At 38.9% G+C, this 15724-nt stretch carries 17 protein-coding genes; 11 read left to right on the plus strand and 6 right to left on the minus strand.

Going from position 1 to position 15724, the window contains the following annotated elements:
• Nucleotides 1–397 precede the first annotated feature (397 nt).
• Nucleotides 398–727, minus strand: coding sequence for a hypothetical protein (locus ASE55_RS17630; protein WP_056222786.1), 330 nt, complete (start codon nt 725–727; stop codon nt 398–400).
• Between the two features lie 476 nt (nt 728–1203).
• The gene (locus ASE55_RS17640; protein WP_056222792.1) at nt 1204–1851 is read right to left on the minus strand and encodes a DUF1349 domain-containing protein; all 648 of its coding nucleotides are present in this window, start codon (nt 1849–1851) and stop codon (nt 1204–1206) included.
• A 98-nt stretch (nt 1852–1949) separates the two neighbouring features.
• Here ASE55_RS17640 and ASE55_RS17645 point away from each other — a divergent pair, with 98 nt between their 5' ends.
• The 10 genes from ASE55_RS17645 to ASE55_RS17690 all read left to right on the plus strand — a co-directional run bounded on the left by ASE55_RS17645 (nt 1950) and on the right by ASE55_RS17690 (nt 11545).
• Nucleotides 1950–2708, plus strand: coding sequence for a response regulator transcription factor (locus ASE55_RS17645; RefSeq protein WP_056222795.1), 759 nt, complete (start codon nt 1950–1952; stop codon nt 2706–2708).
• Nucleotides 2709–2905: 197 nt separating this feature from the next.
• On the plus strand, nt 2906–4165 hold the full coding sequence (locus ASE55_RS17650) for an aminotransferase class I/II-fold pyridoxal phosphate-dependent enzyme (protein WP_056222798.1): 1260 nt from the start codon (nt 2906–2908) through the stop codon (nt 4163–4165).
• Between the two features lie 4 nt (nt 4166–4169).
• On the plus strand, nt 4170–4799 hold the full coding sequence (locus tag ASE55_RS17655) for a TetR/AcrR family transcriptional regulator (RefSeq protein WP_056222801.1): 630 nt from the start codon (nt 4170–4172) through the stop codon (nt 4797–4799).
• Nucleotides 4800–4898: 99 nt separating this feature from the next.
• Entirely contained in the window at nt 4899–5984 is a 1086-nt protein-coding gene (gene dnaX / locus ASE55_RS17660) for a DNA polymerase III subunit gamma/tau (protein ID WP_056222803.1), read from the plus strand.
• Nucleotides 5985–6271: 287 nt separating this feature from the next.
• On the plus strand, nt 6272–6607 hold the full coding sequence (locus tag ASE55_RS17665; RefSeq protein ID WP_056222805.1) for a hypothetical protein: 336 nt from the start codon (nt 6272–6274) through the stop codon (nt 6605–6607).
• Between the two features lie 488 nt (nt 6608–7095).
• Nucleotides 7096–8175: a chorismate mutase gene (locus tag ASE55_RS17670; protein ID WP_056222807.1), complete on the plus strand. Its 1080-nt coding sequence runs from the start codon at nt 7096–7098 to the stop codon at nt 8173–8175.
• 85 nt (nt 8176–8260) lie between these two features.
• A complete protein-coding gene (rsgA, locus tag ASE55_RS17675) occupies nt 8261–9187 on the plus strand; it encodes a ribosome small subunit-dependent GTPase A (RefSeq protein WP_056222809.1) in 927 nt (308 codons plus the stop codon).
• A gap of 305 nt (nt 9188–9492) precedes the next feature.
• On the plus strand, nt 9493–9909 hold the full coding sequence (locus tag ASE55_RS17680) for a nucleoside-diphosphate kinase (protein WP_056222811.1): 417 nt from the start codon (nt 9493–9495) through the stop codon (nt 9907–9909).
• Nucleotides 9910–10238: 329 nt separating this feature from the next.
• Nucleotides 10239–10445: a hypothetical protein gene (locus ASE55_RS17685; protein WP_056222812.1), complete on the plus strand. Its 207-nt coding sequence runs from the start codon at nt 10239–10241 to the stop codon at nt 10443–10445.
• Complete coding sequence (locus ASE55_RS17690) at nt 10445–11545, plus strand: DUF692 family multinuclear iron-containing protein (protein WP_082474654.1); 1101 nt, start codon at nt 10445–10447, stop codon at nt 11543–11545. Before ASE55_RS17685 ends, ASE55_RS17690 begins: the two co-directional genes overlap by 1 nt.
• 297 nt (nt 11546–11842) lie before the next feature.
• Here ASE55_RS17690 and rpe read toward each other — a convergent pair whose 3' ends face one another.
• Both rpe and ASE55_RS17700 read right to left on the minus strand, forming a co-directional pair.
• Nucleotides 11843–12493 carry a ribulose-phosphate 3-epimerase gene (gene rpe, locus ASE55_RS17695; protein WP_056222818.1) on the minus strand — a complete coding sequence of 217 codons (651 nt, stop codon included), beginning with the start codon at nt 12491–12493 and terminating at the stop codon, nt 11843–11845.
• A 99-nt stretch (nt 12494–12592) separates the two neighbouring features.
• Nucleotides 12593–13666 carry a M42 family peptidase gene (locus ASE55_RS17700; protein ID WP_056222819.1) on the minus strand — a complete coding sequence of 358 codons (1074 nt, stop codon included), beginning with the start codon at nt 13664–13666 and terminating at the stop codon, nt 12593–12595.
• Between the two features lie 52 nt (nt 13667–13718).
• On the opposite strand from ASE55_RS17700, the gene ASE55_RS17705 reads away from it, so the two are divergent.
• Complete coding sequence (locus tag ASE55_RS17705) at nt 13719–14423, plus strand: DUF4294 domain-containing protein (protein ID WP_056222821.1); 705 nt, start codon at nt 13719–13721, stop codon at nt 14421–14423.
• A 38-nt stretch (nt 14424–14461) separates the two neighbouring features.
• Here ASE55_RS17705 and ASE55_RS17710 read toward each other — a convergent pair whose 3' ends face one another.
• Nucleotides 14462–14878 (minus strand): NUDIX domain-containing protein, encoded by a 417-nt coding sequence (locus ASE55_RS17710; protein ID WP_056222824.1) that lies wholly within the window; start codon nt 14876–14878, stop codon nt 14462–14464.
• A 106-nt stretch (nt 14879–14984) separates the two neighbouring features.
• Nucleotides 14985–15665, minus strand: a complete 681-nt coding sequence (gene mnmD / locus ASE55_RS17715; protein WP_056222828.1) for a tRNA (5-methylaminomethyl-2-thiouridine)(34)-methyltransferase MnmD — start codon at nt 15663–15665, stop codon at nt 14985–14987.
• Nucleotides 15666–15724 lie beyond the last annotated feature (59 nt).

Consider the following 15724-nt stretch of genomic DNA (forward strand, 5'->3'; position numbering starts at 1 on the left):
TAGAAATAATATTATTATAGAGTGATTTAAGTTAATTTACTGATTTTCAATATTTATTGAGCGTGTTTTACTGCTAAGCGAATTTTATGAAAGTTAAATTTGTGGTACATATATGGTATGTTGCAAGTTGTGCAATAGAGCATTTAATCAAATTCAGGTGATTTAATTGATGCAGACGGCTTACAAAAAGGACATGGAATCAAAAAGTAGAATGGTGAAATAAATAAAATTAATAGTGAATAATAATACATCTAAAATTATAAAGTTACAGGGAAATTGGTCTTATCCGGAATATCCGGCTTTCTGTAGGTTACACAAGTGGATTCTGAAGGATAAACAGGAAATCCCCCGGATCTGCTGACTGTTCTGGTCATAGATCCGGAGGAAATAAAAGCTGTTATTGATTCATTAAAAATGTCATCACTTTCTGGAGGTATTCATTTTCCTTAACTACCTTATTGTATGACTGCCGGGCATATACCGGTGACAGTTCATAATTGTCCGGCTTGGAATTGATGTCTTCATTTTCAATATAATTCAGATGGCGGGTATAGTCTTTTATCAGTTTATTGATGATTTTCCGCTTTATTTTACAGAGTGTATTGTTCTTTATTTTCTGTAAAGAGTTTAATATAAAAGATTTGTCCCCGTGGAAATTAATAACGTTTTTCACAAACGAAAGGTTGTGGCTATCCTGTAATACAGAATGTTCATCTTCAAAAATCATGATCGGTAAAAGTTTAAAAATTTGGAAATAGTTCAGGACACTTCATTATAATGATTACAGACCATTGACGGGAATAGAGAAGGACTTTTGCATAACCCTGATCAGGCAGTCCTTCGGAGACATAAAGTGCGTTACCATGATGTACTATTTTAATGATTGGTGTGTTAGATTCAAACTGATGAATCTGTTTTCGGTTAAATTTTCTAATTCAAATATCTAACCAAAAAATTAATAATATTAAAAATAATAAATATATGTATTAAAATCATATAAAATTGTAATATATTTTCAATATGTCAGTTCATAATCTGTCCTTTTTTGTGGTATCATCAGATTTATAGTTTTTTATGAAGTAGCTGATAAAGCTTTTACTGTAATCTAAGCTTTCATCAGACCGGGAGTTCAAACCAAGATGTTTAAAATAAAAAAGCCCCACAACAGTGAGGCAGAAGATCATCTGTTCAATGATTCCATGGTTATTTATTATTTTCAAGCCATTTCAGGCGCCGCTCGTCAGGCAGATGCTTTACTTTAAAATTCTCGAATGTCGCCTGGAACCCGTTTCCGTCCGGGCATGCAGCCATAAGGCCCACCATTACCGGAGAATTGTCCTGCAGATGGGCATTGCGCATCATGATGTAGTTTTTATCGTCAAAAGAATAAAATATTTCCACTGCATCAAGCCTTCTTACGGCTTTTATCCATACTGCAGAAGGCGTCTTGTCTAAAGTAATCACACTCCAGTCACTGGTTTTGTGTGTAACTACGGTACTCAGATTATATTTTCCATCCACAAACTCAACGCCGGCTTTTATGTAGTTTTCCTTGTCTATTCTCAGCATCATGCCCATCTGGTCAAAACGCACTTTGTAATTTCCCGTGATTTTTACCTTGGCTTCAAATTCGCCTCCGTACGTAGTGTATAAGAATGGAGCGTCATCCACCGTGAAACCGTAATGTGAAATCCTCCAGTAGTCGCTCTGCGGCGTAACGAACATGGATAAACTGTTGTTTTTGATTTCCCACTTCTCAGGTTCATTGAACCATGTCATTTTTTCCAATGTCTGTCCCATGCTTTTACTGATGATGCCTAACGCACAAAAACTTAAAAATATTCTCTTCATTATTCTTGTCTGATGAATACACTGCGTGTAATTATTGTTATTTTAGCAAATGTATAATTAAAAACAGGTCCTGTCCAATACTGATAAATAACCATTTTATGACGATTGTAGAAACACTGAATAAGACGCTTCTGAAGAGCCGGGCAAAGGATAAAAGATGCCGGATGGATTTGGAGGTTTATAAAAATATTGCTTTGGCTTATGTCCGCACAGAGAATTCCATAGCGGTATTAAGTGATATGCAGATGAACACAAGTTATATCTTTACTTCCGGAACCGCATCCGGACTGGGCCTTAATTTTCCGGAAAACCCTACAGTAATCAATTCGATCTGGGAAGAAGAAATCCTGATGAAAATCCATCCCGATGACCGGATGAAAAAATATGTTCATGAACTGAGGTTTTTCAAAATGCTGGAAGAAACCGGACAGGATGAACGTTCATCGTTTTGCGTAGTTTCAAGAATGAGGCTGTGTGATAAGAATGGCATCTATCAGTGGATCCGGCACCGGATGTTTTATTTTTATTCTCCCGATACAGGTAAGCTGAGATTTGCTCTTTGCCTGTATGACCGGATCGCAGAGCGCTCACAAAATCTGCTGCCGGAATTTTTAATAATCAACACAGTAAAAGGAGAGGTTGTTGCGGAAGATAAATTTGATTACAGAACGATCCTGTCGCCGAGAGAACTGGAAGTGCTGAAGTATGTAGGGGAGGGCCTTACCAGTAAGGAAATTGCAAATGTGCTTTCAATCAGTATTAACACCGTGAGCAGGCACCGCCAGAACATCCTGAAAAAACTCAACGTCAAAAATTCTGTTGAGGCATTTAACGGAAACCTTCCGAAAATTACCTAATGTCTCATAATAAGTGATTAATCAATTCATTATAAAAAGAAGACTTTTAATTATTAATTAATAAATAAATCTTGAATTACGAATATGAGATGTATTTAAGAATATTTAATAAAAAATCAATTCCATAATAAAAATATTGGAATTTTTATTTCAAAATAATCTTATATTTGTTATACCTAACAGCTAACAAATTAAGGATGAACATCAACTTCTCAACAGCAACATTTAAAGATTTTGAAAATATTCCGGGCTTCGATATGATGGAGCGCGCAGATATATATTCAGAGTTCTTAAACTATATGAAATCAAACGGACGCCACCACTACAGACTGCAGAATAATACAGGCTGCAGTTCCATAATGAATGTGGGTTCGGAAAACGTAACAAAAGAATTTATAAGCTTCGTCACAAGTGATTACCTAGGGTTTACGCAACACCCTAAGGTAAAGCAGGCAGCCATGGAAGGGATAGAAAAATTCGGGACCGGTACTGCTGCCACTCCGCTGATCGGAGGATACTATTCCTATCACAATGATCTGGAAAATACCATATCCTCTTTTTTCGGAAGAACAAGAGATGAAGCCGTTATTTTTACAACAGGGTATACGGCCAACAGTGCTACGCTGCAGATCCTGTTGCAGAAAGAAGATATTGCCATTTTAGATATGGCCGTTCATGCCAGTGTACATGAAGGGTGTATCCTCACGAACAGGAAGACGTTTCCCCATAATAATCTGGATGCGCTGGAACAGATTTTAAAAACTTCCGAAAACCAGTACCGCACAAAACTTGTGGTGATAGACGGTGTGTATTCCCAGGACGGGGATGTTGCCCCGGTAGAGGAAATGTATAAGCTTGTAAAAAAATACAATGCCTATTTAATGGTGGATGATGTGCATGGAGTCGGTATTGTTGGAAAGACAGGCCGGGGAACCCTTGAAGATCCGGGACTGCTGGATAAAATTGATATTATTACCGGGACATTCAGCAAGACATTCGGTAACCTTGGCGGTTATGTAATTACCAATGCAAGGCTGGCTGAGTTTATAAGATTTCAGTCCCGTCAGCAGATTTTTTCTGCAACCACTCCTCCCGGTTCCGCCACGGGTATTGTCAAAGCTATTGAGCTGATCGACGAAGAGCCGCAGTGGCGTGCAAAACTTTGGGAAAATATCAATTACTTTAAAAAAGGACTGGACGATATGGGTCTGGATACCGGGACTACCTGTTCCGCGGTGATACCGGTAAAAATCGGGGACCCGCATATTACCGGTGATGTAGGCAAAATGCTTCTTGAACGCGGCATTTATGCAAATCCGATTATTTATCCTGCCGTAGCAAGGAAAAACGCCCGTATCAGGATGAGTGTTACGGCAACCCATGAAAGAGAACATCTTGATAAAACACTCAATGCATTTGAGGATATCAATAAAAAGTTGCATATTGCGAAAAAATAATAAAATGCCTAGAAAAGTTGTACAGGGACCGATAAGGGATAAAGAAAAAACAAAACAAAAACTGCTTGCTGCAGTAGGGAAGATTTTAAAAACAAGAGGCTATTCCGGATTAAAAGTAAGTAAAATAGCCGCAGTTGCCGGTTTTGATAAAAAACTGATCTATGAATATTTCGGAAGTACCGAAAAACTTATAGACGAATACATCAGATCACAGGATTACTGGAGCAAAATGAACCAGGAAGGTGTTGAGGTTGATATATCAGACGGCGGTAAGGAATTATCAAAAGTAGCCATCCTGAATCAGTATGAGCATGTTAAAAGAAATAAGGAGCTTCAGAAAATTATCCTTTGGGGACTTTCAGAAAGCAAGCCGATCCTGAAAAAGGTAGCCGATGACAGAGAAGATATCGGGGAAATGCTTTTTACCAATATTATTGATCCGCATTTTAAAGATAAGTCCATAAGATACCGTGCCATTGCCGCACTTCTTGTTTCAGGATCATATTATCTGAACCTTTATACAGGATACAATGCCAGTAAATTCTGCGGGATTGACCTGAAAACAGACGAAGGCAGAAAAGAAATTGAAAAAGCAATCGTTGAGATTATTGATTTTGCCTACGAAGAAAAATAAAACGAAAAAATTTTCCTATTGACCGAGAGGTAAGTTTTTTGTTGATAATTTGAAAACTTTTCATTTTCAGATTAGAACTATATTTCTTACTTTTGGGCAATGGAAAATTTTATCGTATCTGCAAGAAAGTATCGTCCACAGGAGTTTGACACTGTTGTTGGGCAATCGCACATTACAGATACCTTAGAGCATGCAATCAAAGAAAACCAGCTGGCCCAGGCTTTGCTGTTCTGCGGGCCGAGAGGCGTAGGGAAAACCACCTGCGCAAGGATCCTCGCAAGGAAGATCAATGAAAAAGACGGATCCGTCTCAGAAGACGGGTTTGCCTACAATATCTATGAGCTGGATGCAGCTTCCAATAACTCGGTAGATGACATCAGGGAACTGATTGACCAGGTACGTTTCGCTCCGCAGGTCGGCACTTATAAAGTGTATATCATCGATGAGGTGCACATGCTTTCTTCCGCCGCATTTAACGCGTTCCTGAAGACCCTTGAAGAGCCGCCCGCGCATGCTATATTTATCCTGGCAACCACGGAAAAGCATAAGATTATTCCTACGATCTTATCCCGTTGTCAGATCTATGATTTCAAAAGGATTACCATAGAAGGGATCCAGGGACACCTGAGAGAAATTGCCCTGAAAGAGCAGATTCAGTATGAAGATGATGCCCTGTACCTGATTGCCCAGAAAGCAGACGGTGCCTTAAGGGATGCACTGTCTATTTTCGACAGGCTGTCTACGTTCTCCCAAAAGAATATTACCCTGGAAAAAGCAGCAGAAGTGCTGAATATCCTGGATTACGACCAGTATCTTAAAATTGTAGATTTCGCTAAGGAAAATAAAATCCCTGACGTACTCTTTGCATTTAACGAGATTGTAAAAAAAGGCTTTGATTCCCATATATTTATTGCCGGCCTAGGCAACCATTTCAGAGATCTGATGATGGCACAGAATCCTTCTACCATTGATCTGATTGAAGTAGGGGAACAGACAAAAGCCAAGTTTGTACAGCAGGCACAGAACTGGAATGCCCAGCAGTTAATTGACGCTATTGAAATCTGTAACCATGCGGATATCAATTACAAAAACTCCAAAAACCCAAGGCTTACCGTAGAGATTGCACTGATGCAACTGGCTTCGCTGACTGTCCATTCAGACGTTTCTAAAAAAAAAAGTTCATAATATTACCTCCGGCTGTCAGTGACAGCGGGGAAGTAAAGGTTGCTGAGAAACCACAGGAGAAAAAACCGGAAGGCGTTATTCAGGAAAAACCGGCTGTAATCCAGCATGCTGCTCCCGCAGAAAATGAAATCAAAAAAACAACAAAACCGTTATCCAGACAGGGAATTTCTTCAGGCTTCAGTATTAATGCTTTTTTAAATAAGGAAGATCAGCCCAAACAGGAAGAGGTACAGTCTGTAAAAGAAGAAAACCTTCCGCAAAGCCATTTTACTGAAACCGACCTTCAAATGGAATGGAACCTGTTCCTGAAGCAGCTTCAGAAAAAGAATACCATTGTTTTCAATGCGGTTAAAACATTCAAAATGGTTAAATCTGATGAGCATCAGATTACCGTGCTGTTCCCGTCTGATTCTGCCAAGGCGGAGTTCGATAAAATAAGCAGGGAGTTTTTCAATCATTTTAAAACAAAGGTCCATAACTTTTCCATTGAAATTCTGTATCAGAGAGACATAGAGAACCTGAAGATCGAGGTAATGACCAAAAGGAAGATTTTTGAAAAATTCGCGGAAAAAAATCCGTTGCTTAAAGATCTTGATGACCTGATGCGGTTTGATTTAACGTAATGTGATCTGCTGTTAAGGATGTATAGCAGATAGAATGTCTTTCATTAACATGCTTTGTGCCGACTTAACAAACTTAATGTATCAGAAAATCGCTTTATTAAATAAATTTTATATATTTGTCAGATAATTAACCGTCCGGAAAATCAGTTCCGGACAAATAAACAAACAGAAAAGCTGAAAACAGACGTTCTGCAATGGGAAATTCAATAAATCCATATGTGTCTCTTTTTCAACCCGCTTATTTTTTAAGCGGTTATTTCAGCTTTGTACCTGCCTGTTTTAGAAATTTCAGAAACCATTATCAATTTTATTATTGGTACTGCTAACTGAATTTCTTTCCAAAAAATAAACAGGAATAACCGAGACCTTCCCAATTCCTGTTTCCTTAATAATTAAATTTAACGGTATTTTTTGAAAAGAATTATAAAGTAACTTTATAATGCCGTTCCTATGGATATAACTCAACCAATCAAAAAAAACAAGAAATAATGGATTTAAAAGAATTACAGAACGACTGGATCAATGAATTTCCACAGCCCCTGATGATCGCCGGGCCATGCAGTGCAGAAAGTGAATCTCAGATGCTGGAAACGGCAAAAAGAATCAGGGAAACCCATGCACAGGTTCCGATTTTCCGTGCAGGAATCTGGAAGCCCCGCACTAAGCCCAACGGGTTTGAAGGCGTAGGCGTCATCGGATTAAACTGGCTGAAAAAAGTAAAAGAAGAATACGGGTTTAAGACTGCAACGGAAGTGGCCAATGCCCATCACGTTTTTGCTGCGCTTGAAGCAGATGTTGATGTCTTGTGGATCGGGGCGCGTTCTACCGTAAATCCGTTTACCGTTCAGGAAATAGCCATGGCTTTGAAAGGGACAGATAAGACGGTTCTGGTTAAAAACCCGGTAAATCCGGATCTTGCTTTATGGATTGGAGCACTGGAAAGGCTTTTGGGACAGGATATTAAGAAACTGGGGGTGATCCACAGAGGGTTTTCTACCTACCAGAAGACCAAATACAGAAATAACCCGAACTGGCAGATTGCCCTTGATTTTAAGAGCCAGTTTCCCGATATTCCGATGATTATTGACCCTTCCCATATTTGCGGAAACAGGACCGGACTGGCCGATATCACACAGGAAGCCCTGAACGTGGGCTACCAGGGTGCAATGATTGAAACCCACAGCAATCCGGATGAAGCATGGAGCGATGCCGCACAGCAGATTACACCGGAAGTCCTGGCAACATTAATCGGCAATTTAAAAGTAAGAAATACTGATCTGGCTGAATTTGAAGGCGAGATGGGCAGACACAGAACACTGATTTCCGATATTGATTTCCAGCTGATCGAGCTTCTTTCCCAAAGGATGAAAATTTCAGAGCGGATCGGTAAGCTTAAAAAAGAAAATGACATCGCGATCTTCCAGCCGGAACGGTGGAAAGTAATCCGGGAATACGCTGACCAGAAAGCGGGTGAAACAGGAATGTCCAAGGAGTTTATTGAAAGGGTTTTCAAGACCATTCATGAAGAATCTATTGAAGTTCAGAATAATATTATGATCAACAGATAAATGTTGAGAGAGCAGGGCCTGGAAGTAAGGAATTTTTCCCCTTATTTCTAAGCCCTAATTTCTTATATTTGTATGATCTTACGATATGAAAGGAAAAGTCATTAAATCCACAGGAAGCTGGTATCAGGTTTTGGATTCGGAATCCGGTAAAGTTTTTGAAGCAAGAATTCGCGGGAAATTTAAATTAATTAAAACCAGGCTTACGAATCCTCTTGCGGTAGGAGATTTTGTGGAATTTCAGCTGGAACAGGACGATGTTGCCTGGATTACAAAAATCGATTCCCGGAAGAATTACCTGATCAGAAAATCTGTGAACCTTTCAAAAGAAGCACACATCATCGCTTCCAATATAGATCTGGCCTGTTTTATCTTTACCCTGAAACATCCTGAAACCTCACTTGGTTTTTTAGACCGGTTCCTGGCGTGCTGTGAAGCCTACAACATCAAGCCGATTATTCTTTTTAATAAAATTGATGTCCTGCACGAAGAGGAAATTGAAATCGTAAAAGACATACAATTCCTTTATCAGGAGATAGGGTATGACTCCCTTGAAATTTCTTCCTATTCCAGATTAAACCTGGAGCAGCTGCAGGATATTGTAAAAGACAAGACCTCCGTATTCTTCGGGCATTCCGGTTGTGGGAAATCGACATTGGTCAATGCATTACAGCCCGGACTGAACCTGAAAACCTCTGAAATTTCCGACACCCATTTAAAAGGAAAGCACACCACTACTTTTGCACAGATGCACTTCTGGGACTTTGGTGGAAATGTTATTGACACGCCCGGTGTACGGGAATTTGCCATGATCGACATTGAAAAGGAAGAAGTACAGCACTATTTCCCGGAAATTTTCAGGAAAAGAAAAGAATGCAAATTCCACAACTGTATGCATATCAATGAACCGAAATGCGCCGTCCTGGATGCTTTGGAAACAGGGGAGATCCAGCATTCCAGATATGCTACCTACATCAAGCTGATGGAAGAGGCGGAAGAAACTGCCCAAAAATAATCCTCAACACTTTATTCATTTACGGCTCTTCATATTTTACATGAAGAAAGAATGTGTATTTCTATCAATAAAGCCAATCAACATAACTGATAAAATAAGGCATAAAAAAACCCAGCCGAAGCTGGGTAAAAACTAATAACCATGAAAACTCAAATTAAACATGAGAATCGAATTAGTAGTAACAACTTTTGTGCCAAAACAAATGTTAACATTAGTTAATATATGTTATTTTGCGTTAAAATTAATTTAAACGACAGGAAAGGATTTTTTTTGTATTTTTGCGCCATTAAAAAAATATAAATTTTATGTCTAACATTACATTCACAATGATCAAGCCTGATGCAGTTGCAGACGGACATATCGGTGCTATATTGGGTAAAATCTCAGAAGGCGGATTCAAAATCAAAGCTTTAAAATTAACTCAGCTTACGGTTGCTGATGCTAAAAAATTCTATGAAGTACATGCAGAAAGACCTTTCTACGGAGAATTGGTAGATTTCATGAGTTCAGGTCCAATTGTAGCTGCCGTTTTAGAAAAAGACAATGCGGTTGAAGACTTCAGGATTTTAATCGGTTCTACTAACCCTGCAGATGCTGCAGAGGGGACTATCAGAAAAATGTTTGCAAGAAGCATCGGAGAAAATGCCGTTCACGGTTCTGACTCTGATGAGAATGCGCTTATCGAAGCTCAGTTCCATTTTTCAGGAAGAGAGATTTTCTAAGAAATCATCAGCTTTAAAATACAGGATCCGGAGAATATTCTCCGGATTTTTTTGTATCCATATCGTTAGATACAGTTTAAATTAAGTTCATTACACTATAATATTTATTAAAGCTCTGAAAATCATTTATTTCTGGCTAAGGTGAACCTTGGGATTAGGGCAATCAAGAAATTATTTTACGAAATAAGTAAAACAGGCTCTTCATTATTCATATCTTTAAAAATCAACAATAAGCTTACGGTATATCTCAGTTTTCGTGAACTGATATTTTAATGTGGTATTTTAAGGAACAATTGTTGTAACATTTAATAAAGTAAAAATAAAACAATATGAAAATCCCGGCATTACTTATGGCAAGCCTGCTTACGGCAACAGTAACGGCTCAGACTACCAGGCCCGTTGTAAAAACAACTAAAAAAACAGTGAAGAAAACCAGCAAAGTTAAAACGGCTAAAATAAACAACCCTCAGCCAATCGCTAAAAAGGATACAGTGATCAGGAACTACGGATCCTGTCCTGCCTGCGGAATGGGATAATGAAAAGGCAACTATTATTAGGCGTGTCAATGATGGCGGAGGCAGATTTTGTTTCTGCCATTCTTCCGTTACTGGAAAGCAGCGGAATTGATGTTCTCGAATGGTCATTCGATACTTTTTATACTGTTGATGAGCCCCAATGGCTTGCTGATTTGCTTAATTTTTATTCTGATCATAAAAGGCTGCTGGGCCATGGAGTCTACTATTCGCTATTTGATGCGAAATGGACTGAACGGCAGGATGTGTGGCTTCAGAAACTTAAAGCTGAAACTGATAGGCGCAGCTATAATCATATCACCGAACATTTCGGTTTTATGAATACGGAAAACTTCCATCAGGGAGTTCCGTTACCCGTTCCTCTGCATCCTGAACTTTTAAAAATAGGAAAAGACCGGCTTCTGCGCCTCCAGGATGTTGTGGAAGTTCCCATAGGTATTGAAAACCTTGCTTTTTCTTTCTCGTCTGACGATGTCAGCGAACAGGGTGAGTTTCTGTACCGGCTGATTGAAGATATCGACGGGTTTGTGATTTTAGACCTTCATAATATATATTGCCAGGCTTCAAATTTTAATATGGAGATCATGGAGCTGGTTAATCTCTATCCCCTGGAAAAGGTAAAAGAAATCCACCTGTCCGGTGGGAGTTGGGAAAACAGTATCTATACCAAAAATAAAAGGATCCGGAGAGATACCCATGATGATGAGATTCCGCAGGAACTGTTTGATATTCTGCCCGATGTGATATCACGCTGCAGCCATTTAGAATATATTATTATCGAAAGATTAGGGCATACGATAAAAACTGAATCAGATAAGCAAAATTTTCTCCGTGACTTTAAAAAAGTAAAACAGATCATAGATAATTCAGACCCGAAAGAAAATTTACAGCATCAATGGAAAAAGAAAAATAGGGTTCTAACGGATCCGATGGAAAACCTGCTGCTGTTTGATGACCAGAAAAACCTTAATAAATTTTTATTTGAGTCTCAGGATCCTGAAACCATCAGGAATTACGCATTCCATTATTTTAAGATGCACAACTGGGATCCCGAAATGATCCACACGGCTTCTCAGATCGTTAAGAAATGGAATCCATATTAAAGTTGAGTGTTAGAAAGGGTTTTGAAAGTTTCACTGACCGGCTATTTTAATAAAAAAGGTATCCGTAGAAATACCATATTTTCAAATTCCGTATTTCTACGGATGCGTGGTACATGCTTTTTTCGCATCTTTACATCAGCATTAGAACAGGAGATTTAAGCATTAAAATGTTCAAAACTAATAACCATTAAAGGCTCAGATTTCCAGAAAGAGTAAGGCAGCTAAATTATTTTAGCTGCCTTTTTATGTATTTTAACAGAATTAATTAAAGTGTGTTTAAACAGATCTGATAATTAATTAAATCTTTAATAATTCAATTGTTCTTTCCGGGCTTTCTGCAGAGAATACAGCATTTCCTGCAACCAGGACATCAGCACCCGCTTCAAAAAGCTTTGCTGCATTGTCAAGGTTTACGCCACCGTCAATTTCAATCAGTGCAGTAGAATTATTGCTTAAAATCAGATCTTTTGTTTCAGCGATTTTTTTATAGGTATTTTCAATGAATTTCTGGCCTCCGAATCCGGGGTTTACACTCATCAGCAATACCAGGTCAAGATCAGCAATAATATCTTCCAGCATCAGCACCGGAGTGGAAGGGTTTAAAACAACACCTGCCTTTGCCCCCAGGCTTTGGATGTGGTGAATGGTTCTGTGAAGGTGTGTACAGGCTTCATAATGAACAGAAACCAGGTCTGCGCCGTGGTTGATGAACTCTTCAACATACTTGTCCGGTTCTACGATCATCAGGTGTACGTCTACAAACTTTTTGGCATGCTGCTGAACGGTTTTCATCACCGGAAAACCGAATGAGATATTGGGAACAAACCGGCCGTCCATCACGTCGATATGGAACCAGTCGGCCTGTGAATTGTTGACCATTTCAATATCTCTCTGCAGGTTCCCGAAGTCTGCGGCTAAAAGGGAAGGAGCAATAAGCTTTGTTTTCATTTTTACTTTTTATAAGATTTTAAGATAAGAGATATCAGATTTCAGGCTTGAAATTTCTAATGTACATTATTAAGTCTGGTATCTGATATCTCATCATCTTTAGTGATATTTCAGTTTCATTTCAGGCTGGATGCTCAGAAGGGTTTCATAAATAAGCTTAATTACATTTCCAACATCTTCTTTGGAAACTATTTCCACTGTTGTATGCATATACCGCAAAGGCAGTGAAATAAGTGCACTCGGCACACCTCCGTTTGAATGGGCAAAAGCATCGGTATCCGTTCCGGTTGCCCTGCTGGCTGCCGCTCTCTGGAAAGGGATGTTTTTGGTTTTAGCCGTTTCGATAATCAGTTCGCGGATGATGTGATGTACGCTTGGCGCAAAAAATACTACCGGTCCGTCACCGCATTTCTGGTCACCCTCCTTTTTCTTTTCAATCATCGGAGTGGTGGTGTCATGGGTAACGTCAGTAACAATGGCGATATTGGGCTTGATGGTGTCCGCAATCATATCAGCTCCGTACAAACCGACTTCTTCCTGAACCGAATTGGTAATATAAAGCCCGAACGGGATGCTGTTTTTATTTTCACTTAAAAGCCTGGCTACTTCGGCAATCATAAATCCTCCGATCCGGTTATCCAGTGCACGGCAGACAAAATACCGGTCGTTCATTTCAAAAAATTCATCGGGATAGGTAATCATGCATCCTACATAAATTCCCATCTCTTCCACTTCCTGTTTAGAAACAGCACCGCAGTCGATAAAGATATTCTCAATTTTAGGAACAGGTTCATTCTGGGTTCCTCTTGTATGGATAGCCGGCCATCCGAAAACACCTTTTACAATTCCTTTTTCCCCGTGGATATGTACTACTTTTGAAGGTGCGATGGTCTGGTCGGATCCTCCGTTCCGGATCACGTAGATCAAACCGTCATCCGTGATGTAATTTACATACCAGGAAATTTCATCCGCATGGGCTTCAATCACTACTTTAAATTCAGCTTCCGGATTGATGATCCCGTAGCAGGTTCCGTAATGATCTACTTCAACGGCATCAACATAAGGCCTGATATAATCCATCCATACTTTCTGCCCTTCATGCTCATAACCGGTAGGAGATGATGTATTTAAATATTTTTCTAAAAATTTCAAAGATTTCTTATCAAATTTCATAAAAAAGGAATGATTTTTGCGTTTAATTTTCGTTATAATAGGTGTAAAAATAATGAAATTTAACAAGATTACAGGTCTTTTTCTTTTCTTTTTGGGGATGAGTGTTTTCGGTCAGAAGGATTCTGTGATTGCTGTTCCGCTGAGCCAATACCCGCAGGAACTGCTGAAAACGGATGAGTTCGGAAAAAAATATTACTACGACGAACGCCAGAAAATGAAGGTGTACGAGATCAACGGGGAAACCGTGGTGGTAATGGATGAACTGGTCCTGGTCAACAAACCGAAATTCAATAACCAGCTTGACAGAAATTACTACTATTTCCTGAATAAAAAGCTCTACAGGGTATATCCTTTATTTGTAACGGCCCTTCAGCAGTACAGGGATATCCAGAAGGATATGAATGATATGGATAGTAAAGCAAAGAAGAAATATGTGAGGGACAGGCAGAATATGCTGGCTGATCAGTACGAAAAGCAGCTGAGGGACCTTACCACAACGGAAGGCCAGGTCTTTGCAAAGCTGATGAACCGGGCAACCGGAAAGAATGTATATGAAATTATTAAAGAACTGAGAGGCGGCTGGAGCGCTTTCTGGTGGAATGTAAAAGGAAAAATGGCGGATATTGATCTTAAGGATAAATATGACCCCCATGCAAACCGAACAGACCAGTACCTGGAATCCCTACTGCAGTCTAACTGGAATTCCGGATACCTGCAGCCTTATCCCGGCGCAAAAGATTTTAAAATTTATAAGTAATTATAATATAGTATAAGAAAAATTCCTGTAGGCTTTGTTTACAGGAATTTTTCTTTCAGCCTGTCAAAAACAATTTTGTCAACAGGGAGAGGAAATGGATTGTCAGTCCTGTCTATTTCCACCCATTCCGTTTTTTCAATACAGGGATCCATGATCAGGAAATCTTCTTCATTAACAATATTGACGATATAATAGATAGTGAGCAGCTGCTCATTTTCCCTGAAACGGGAAACCAGAAAATGTTCCTGTGTGTACAGGTGTTCCACTACTTCAATCTTTACATTCAGTTCTTCATCAAATTCCCGGTGTAAACAGTCTGTTATCCCTTCACCGAATTCCAGTCCGCCTCCGGGGAATTTCATCAGAGGCTCACCAGCGTATTCCTCAAATAAGGTCAGGACTTTTTTATCCTTTACAGCACATGCGTATACCCTGACGTTGATCTTATCTATCATATATACTATTTTGTAAAGCTAATTTAGTGATTTTTGCTGAAAAAAGGATGCATGTCTGAAGATGGATGATGGAAGTTTACTGCCAATTGTCTTAAGATGCAAATTCTCAGACTTCCAGCTTTACAGCATTAATCATTTCCCTTTTTCCCGGCGGTCCCTGCTTCTTTTCCACTTTAAAATTAAGTTCCTGCAATATTCTCCTGACACTGCCTTTTGAAGCGTAGGTTGTTAACAGTCCGTTAATCGCCATTGTAGAAGCAACCATCTCAAACAGGGGTTTTTCCCAAAGGTCAGGCTGCACGCGTGCTCCGAAGCAGTCGTAATAAACGAGGTTGATTTTAGGTAAGTCTATGTTTTTCAGGTCGAAAAAGTCACACTGTATTTTTTTCAGATGAAAACCTTTAACAATTTCAACGGGTTTTTCCCAATCTGCCTGATGAATTTTATGATAAATATTTTTGAATTCAGGGTTATCAAAGAGCTCGAAATACGCCAGATCATTCATTTCAGATTCATTTATGGGATATTTCTCAAGAGAAAAATAATTAATGATATGATTTTTGTCAGTTTTTAAATATTCATTAATTGTTACCAAAACATTCAAACCTGTTCCAAAACCGAGTTCTAAAATATTAATTTCATAATCATAGATAAGAATAAGTCCATTTTTAATAAACACATGTTCCGCTTCCTGAAGGGCTCCGTGATGTGAATGGTAGTTTTCATTTAAATCATTGATAAACAATGTTTTGCTGCCGTCATTGGTGGTCTTAATTTCTCTTTTCAAGCTATTTTTTTACAAATTTACTCTAAAATTTTTATATTTAGAAAATTATATTAAATTTG

The organism is Chryseobacterium sp. Leaf201 (assembly GCF_001421435.1).
Lineage (GTDB): Bacteria > Bacteroidota > Bacteroidia > Flavobacteriales > Weeksellaceae > Chryseobacterium.

Bases quoted from the DNA above. Each gene is read 5' to 3' on its own strand.
- ASE55_RS17710 (WP_056222824.1), bottom strand. From the start codon at position 14,878: ATGATAGATAAGATCAACGTCAGGGTATACGCATGTGCTGTAAAGGAT.
- dnaX (WP_056222803.1), top strand. From the start codon at position 4,899: ATGGAAAATTTTATCGTATCTGCAAGAAAGTATCGTCCACAGGAGTTT.
- ASE55_RS17640 (WP_056222792.1), bottom strand. From the start codon at position 1,851: ATGAAGAGAATATTTTTAAGTTTTTGTGCGTTAGGCATCATCAGTAAA.
- ASE55_RS17630 (WP_056222786.1), bottom strand. From the start codon at position 727: ATGATTTTTGAAGATGAACATTCTGTATTACAGGATAGCCACAACCTT.
- ASE55_RS17685 (WP_056222812.1), top strand. From the start codon at position 10,239: ATGAAAATCCCGGCATTACTTATGGCAAGCCTGCTTACGGCAACAGTA.
- rpe (WP_056222818.1), bottom strand. From the start codon at position 12,493: ATGAAAACAAAGCTTATTGCTCCTTCCCTTTTAGCCGCAGACTTCGGG.
- ASE55_RS17665 (WP_056222805.1), top strand. From the start codon at position 6,272: ATGGAATGGAACCTGTTCCTGAAGCAGCTTCAGAAAAAGAATACCATT.
- ASE55_RS17645 (WP_056222795.1), top strand. From the start codon at position 1,950: ATGACGATTGTAGAAACACTGAATAAGACGCTTCTGAAGAGCCGGGCA.
- rsgA (WP_056222809.1), top strand. From the start codon at position 8,261: ATGAAAGGAAAAGTCATTAAATCCACAGGAAGCTGGTATCAGGTTTTG.
- ASE55_RS17680 (WP_056222811.1), top strand. From the start codon at position 9,493: ATGTCTAACATTACATTCACAATGATCAAGCCTGATGCAGTTGCAGAC.
- ASE55_RS17705 (WP_056222821.1), top strand. From the start codon at position 13,719: ATGAAATTTAACAAGATTACAGGTCTTTTTCTTTTCTTTTTGGGGATG.
- ASE55_RS17670 (WP_056222807.1), top strand. From the start codon at position 7,096: ATGGATTTAAAAGAATTACAGAACGACTGGATCAATGAATTTCCACAG.
- ASE55_RS17655 (WP_056222801.1), top strand. From the start codon at position 4,170: ATGCCTAGAAAAGTTGTACAGGGACCGATAAGGGATAAAGAAAAAACA.
- ASE55_RS17650 (WP_056222798.1), top strand. From the start codon at position 2,906: ATGAACATCAACTTCTCAACAGCAACATTTAAAGATTTTGAAAATATT.
- ASE55_RS17690 (WP_082474654.1), top strand. From the start codon at position 10,445: ATGAAAAGGCAACTATTATTAGGCGTGTCAATGATGGCGGAGGCAGAT.
- ASE55_RS17700 (WP_056222819.1), bottom strand. From the start codon at position 13,666: ATGAAATTTGATAAGAAATCTTTGAAATTTTTAGAAAAATATTTAAAT.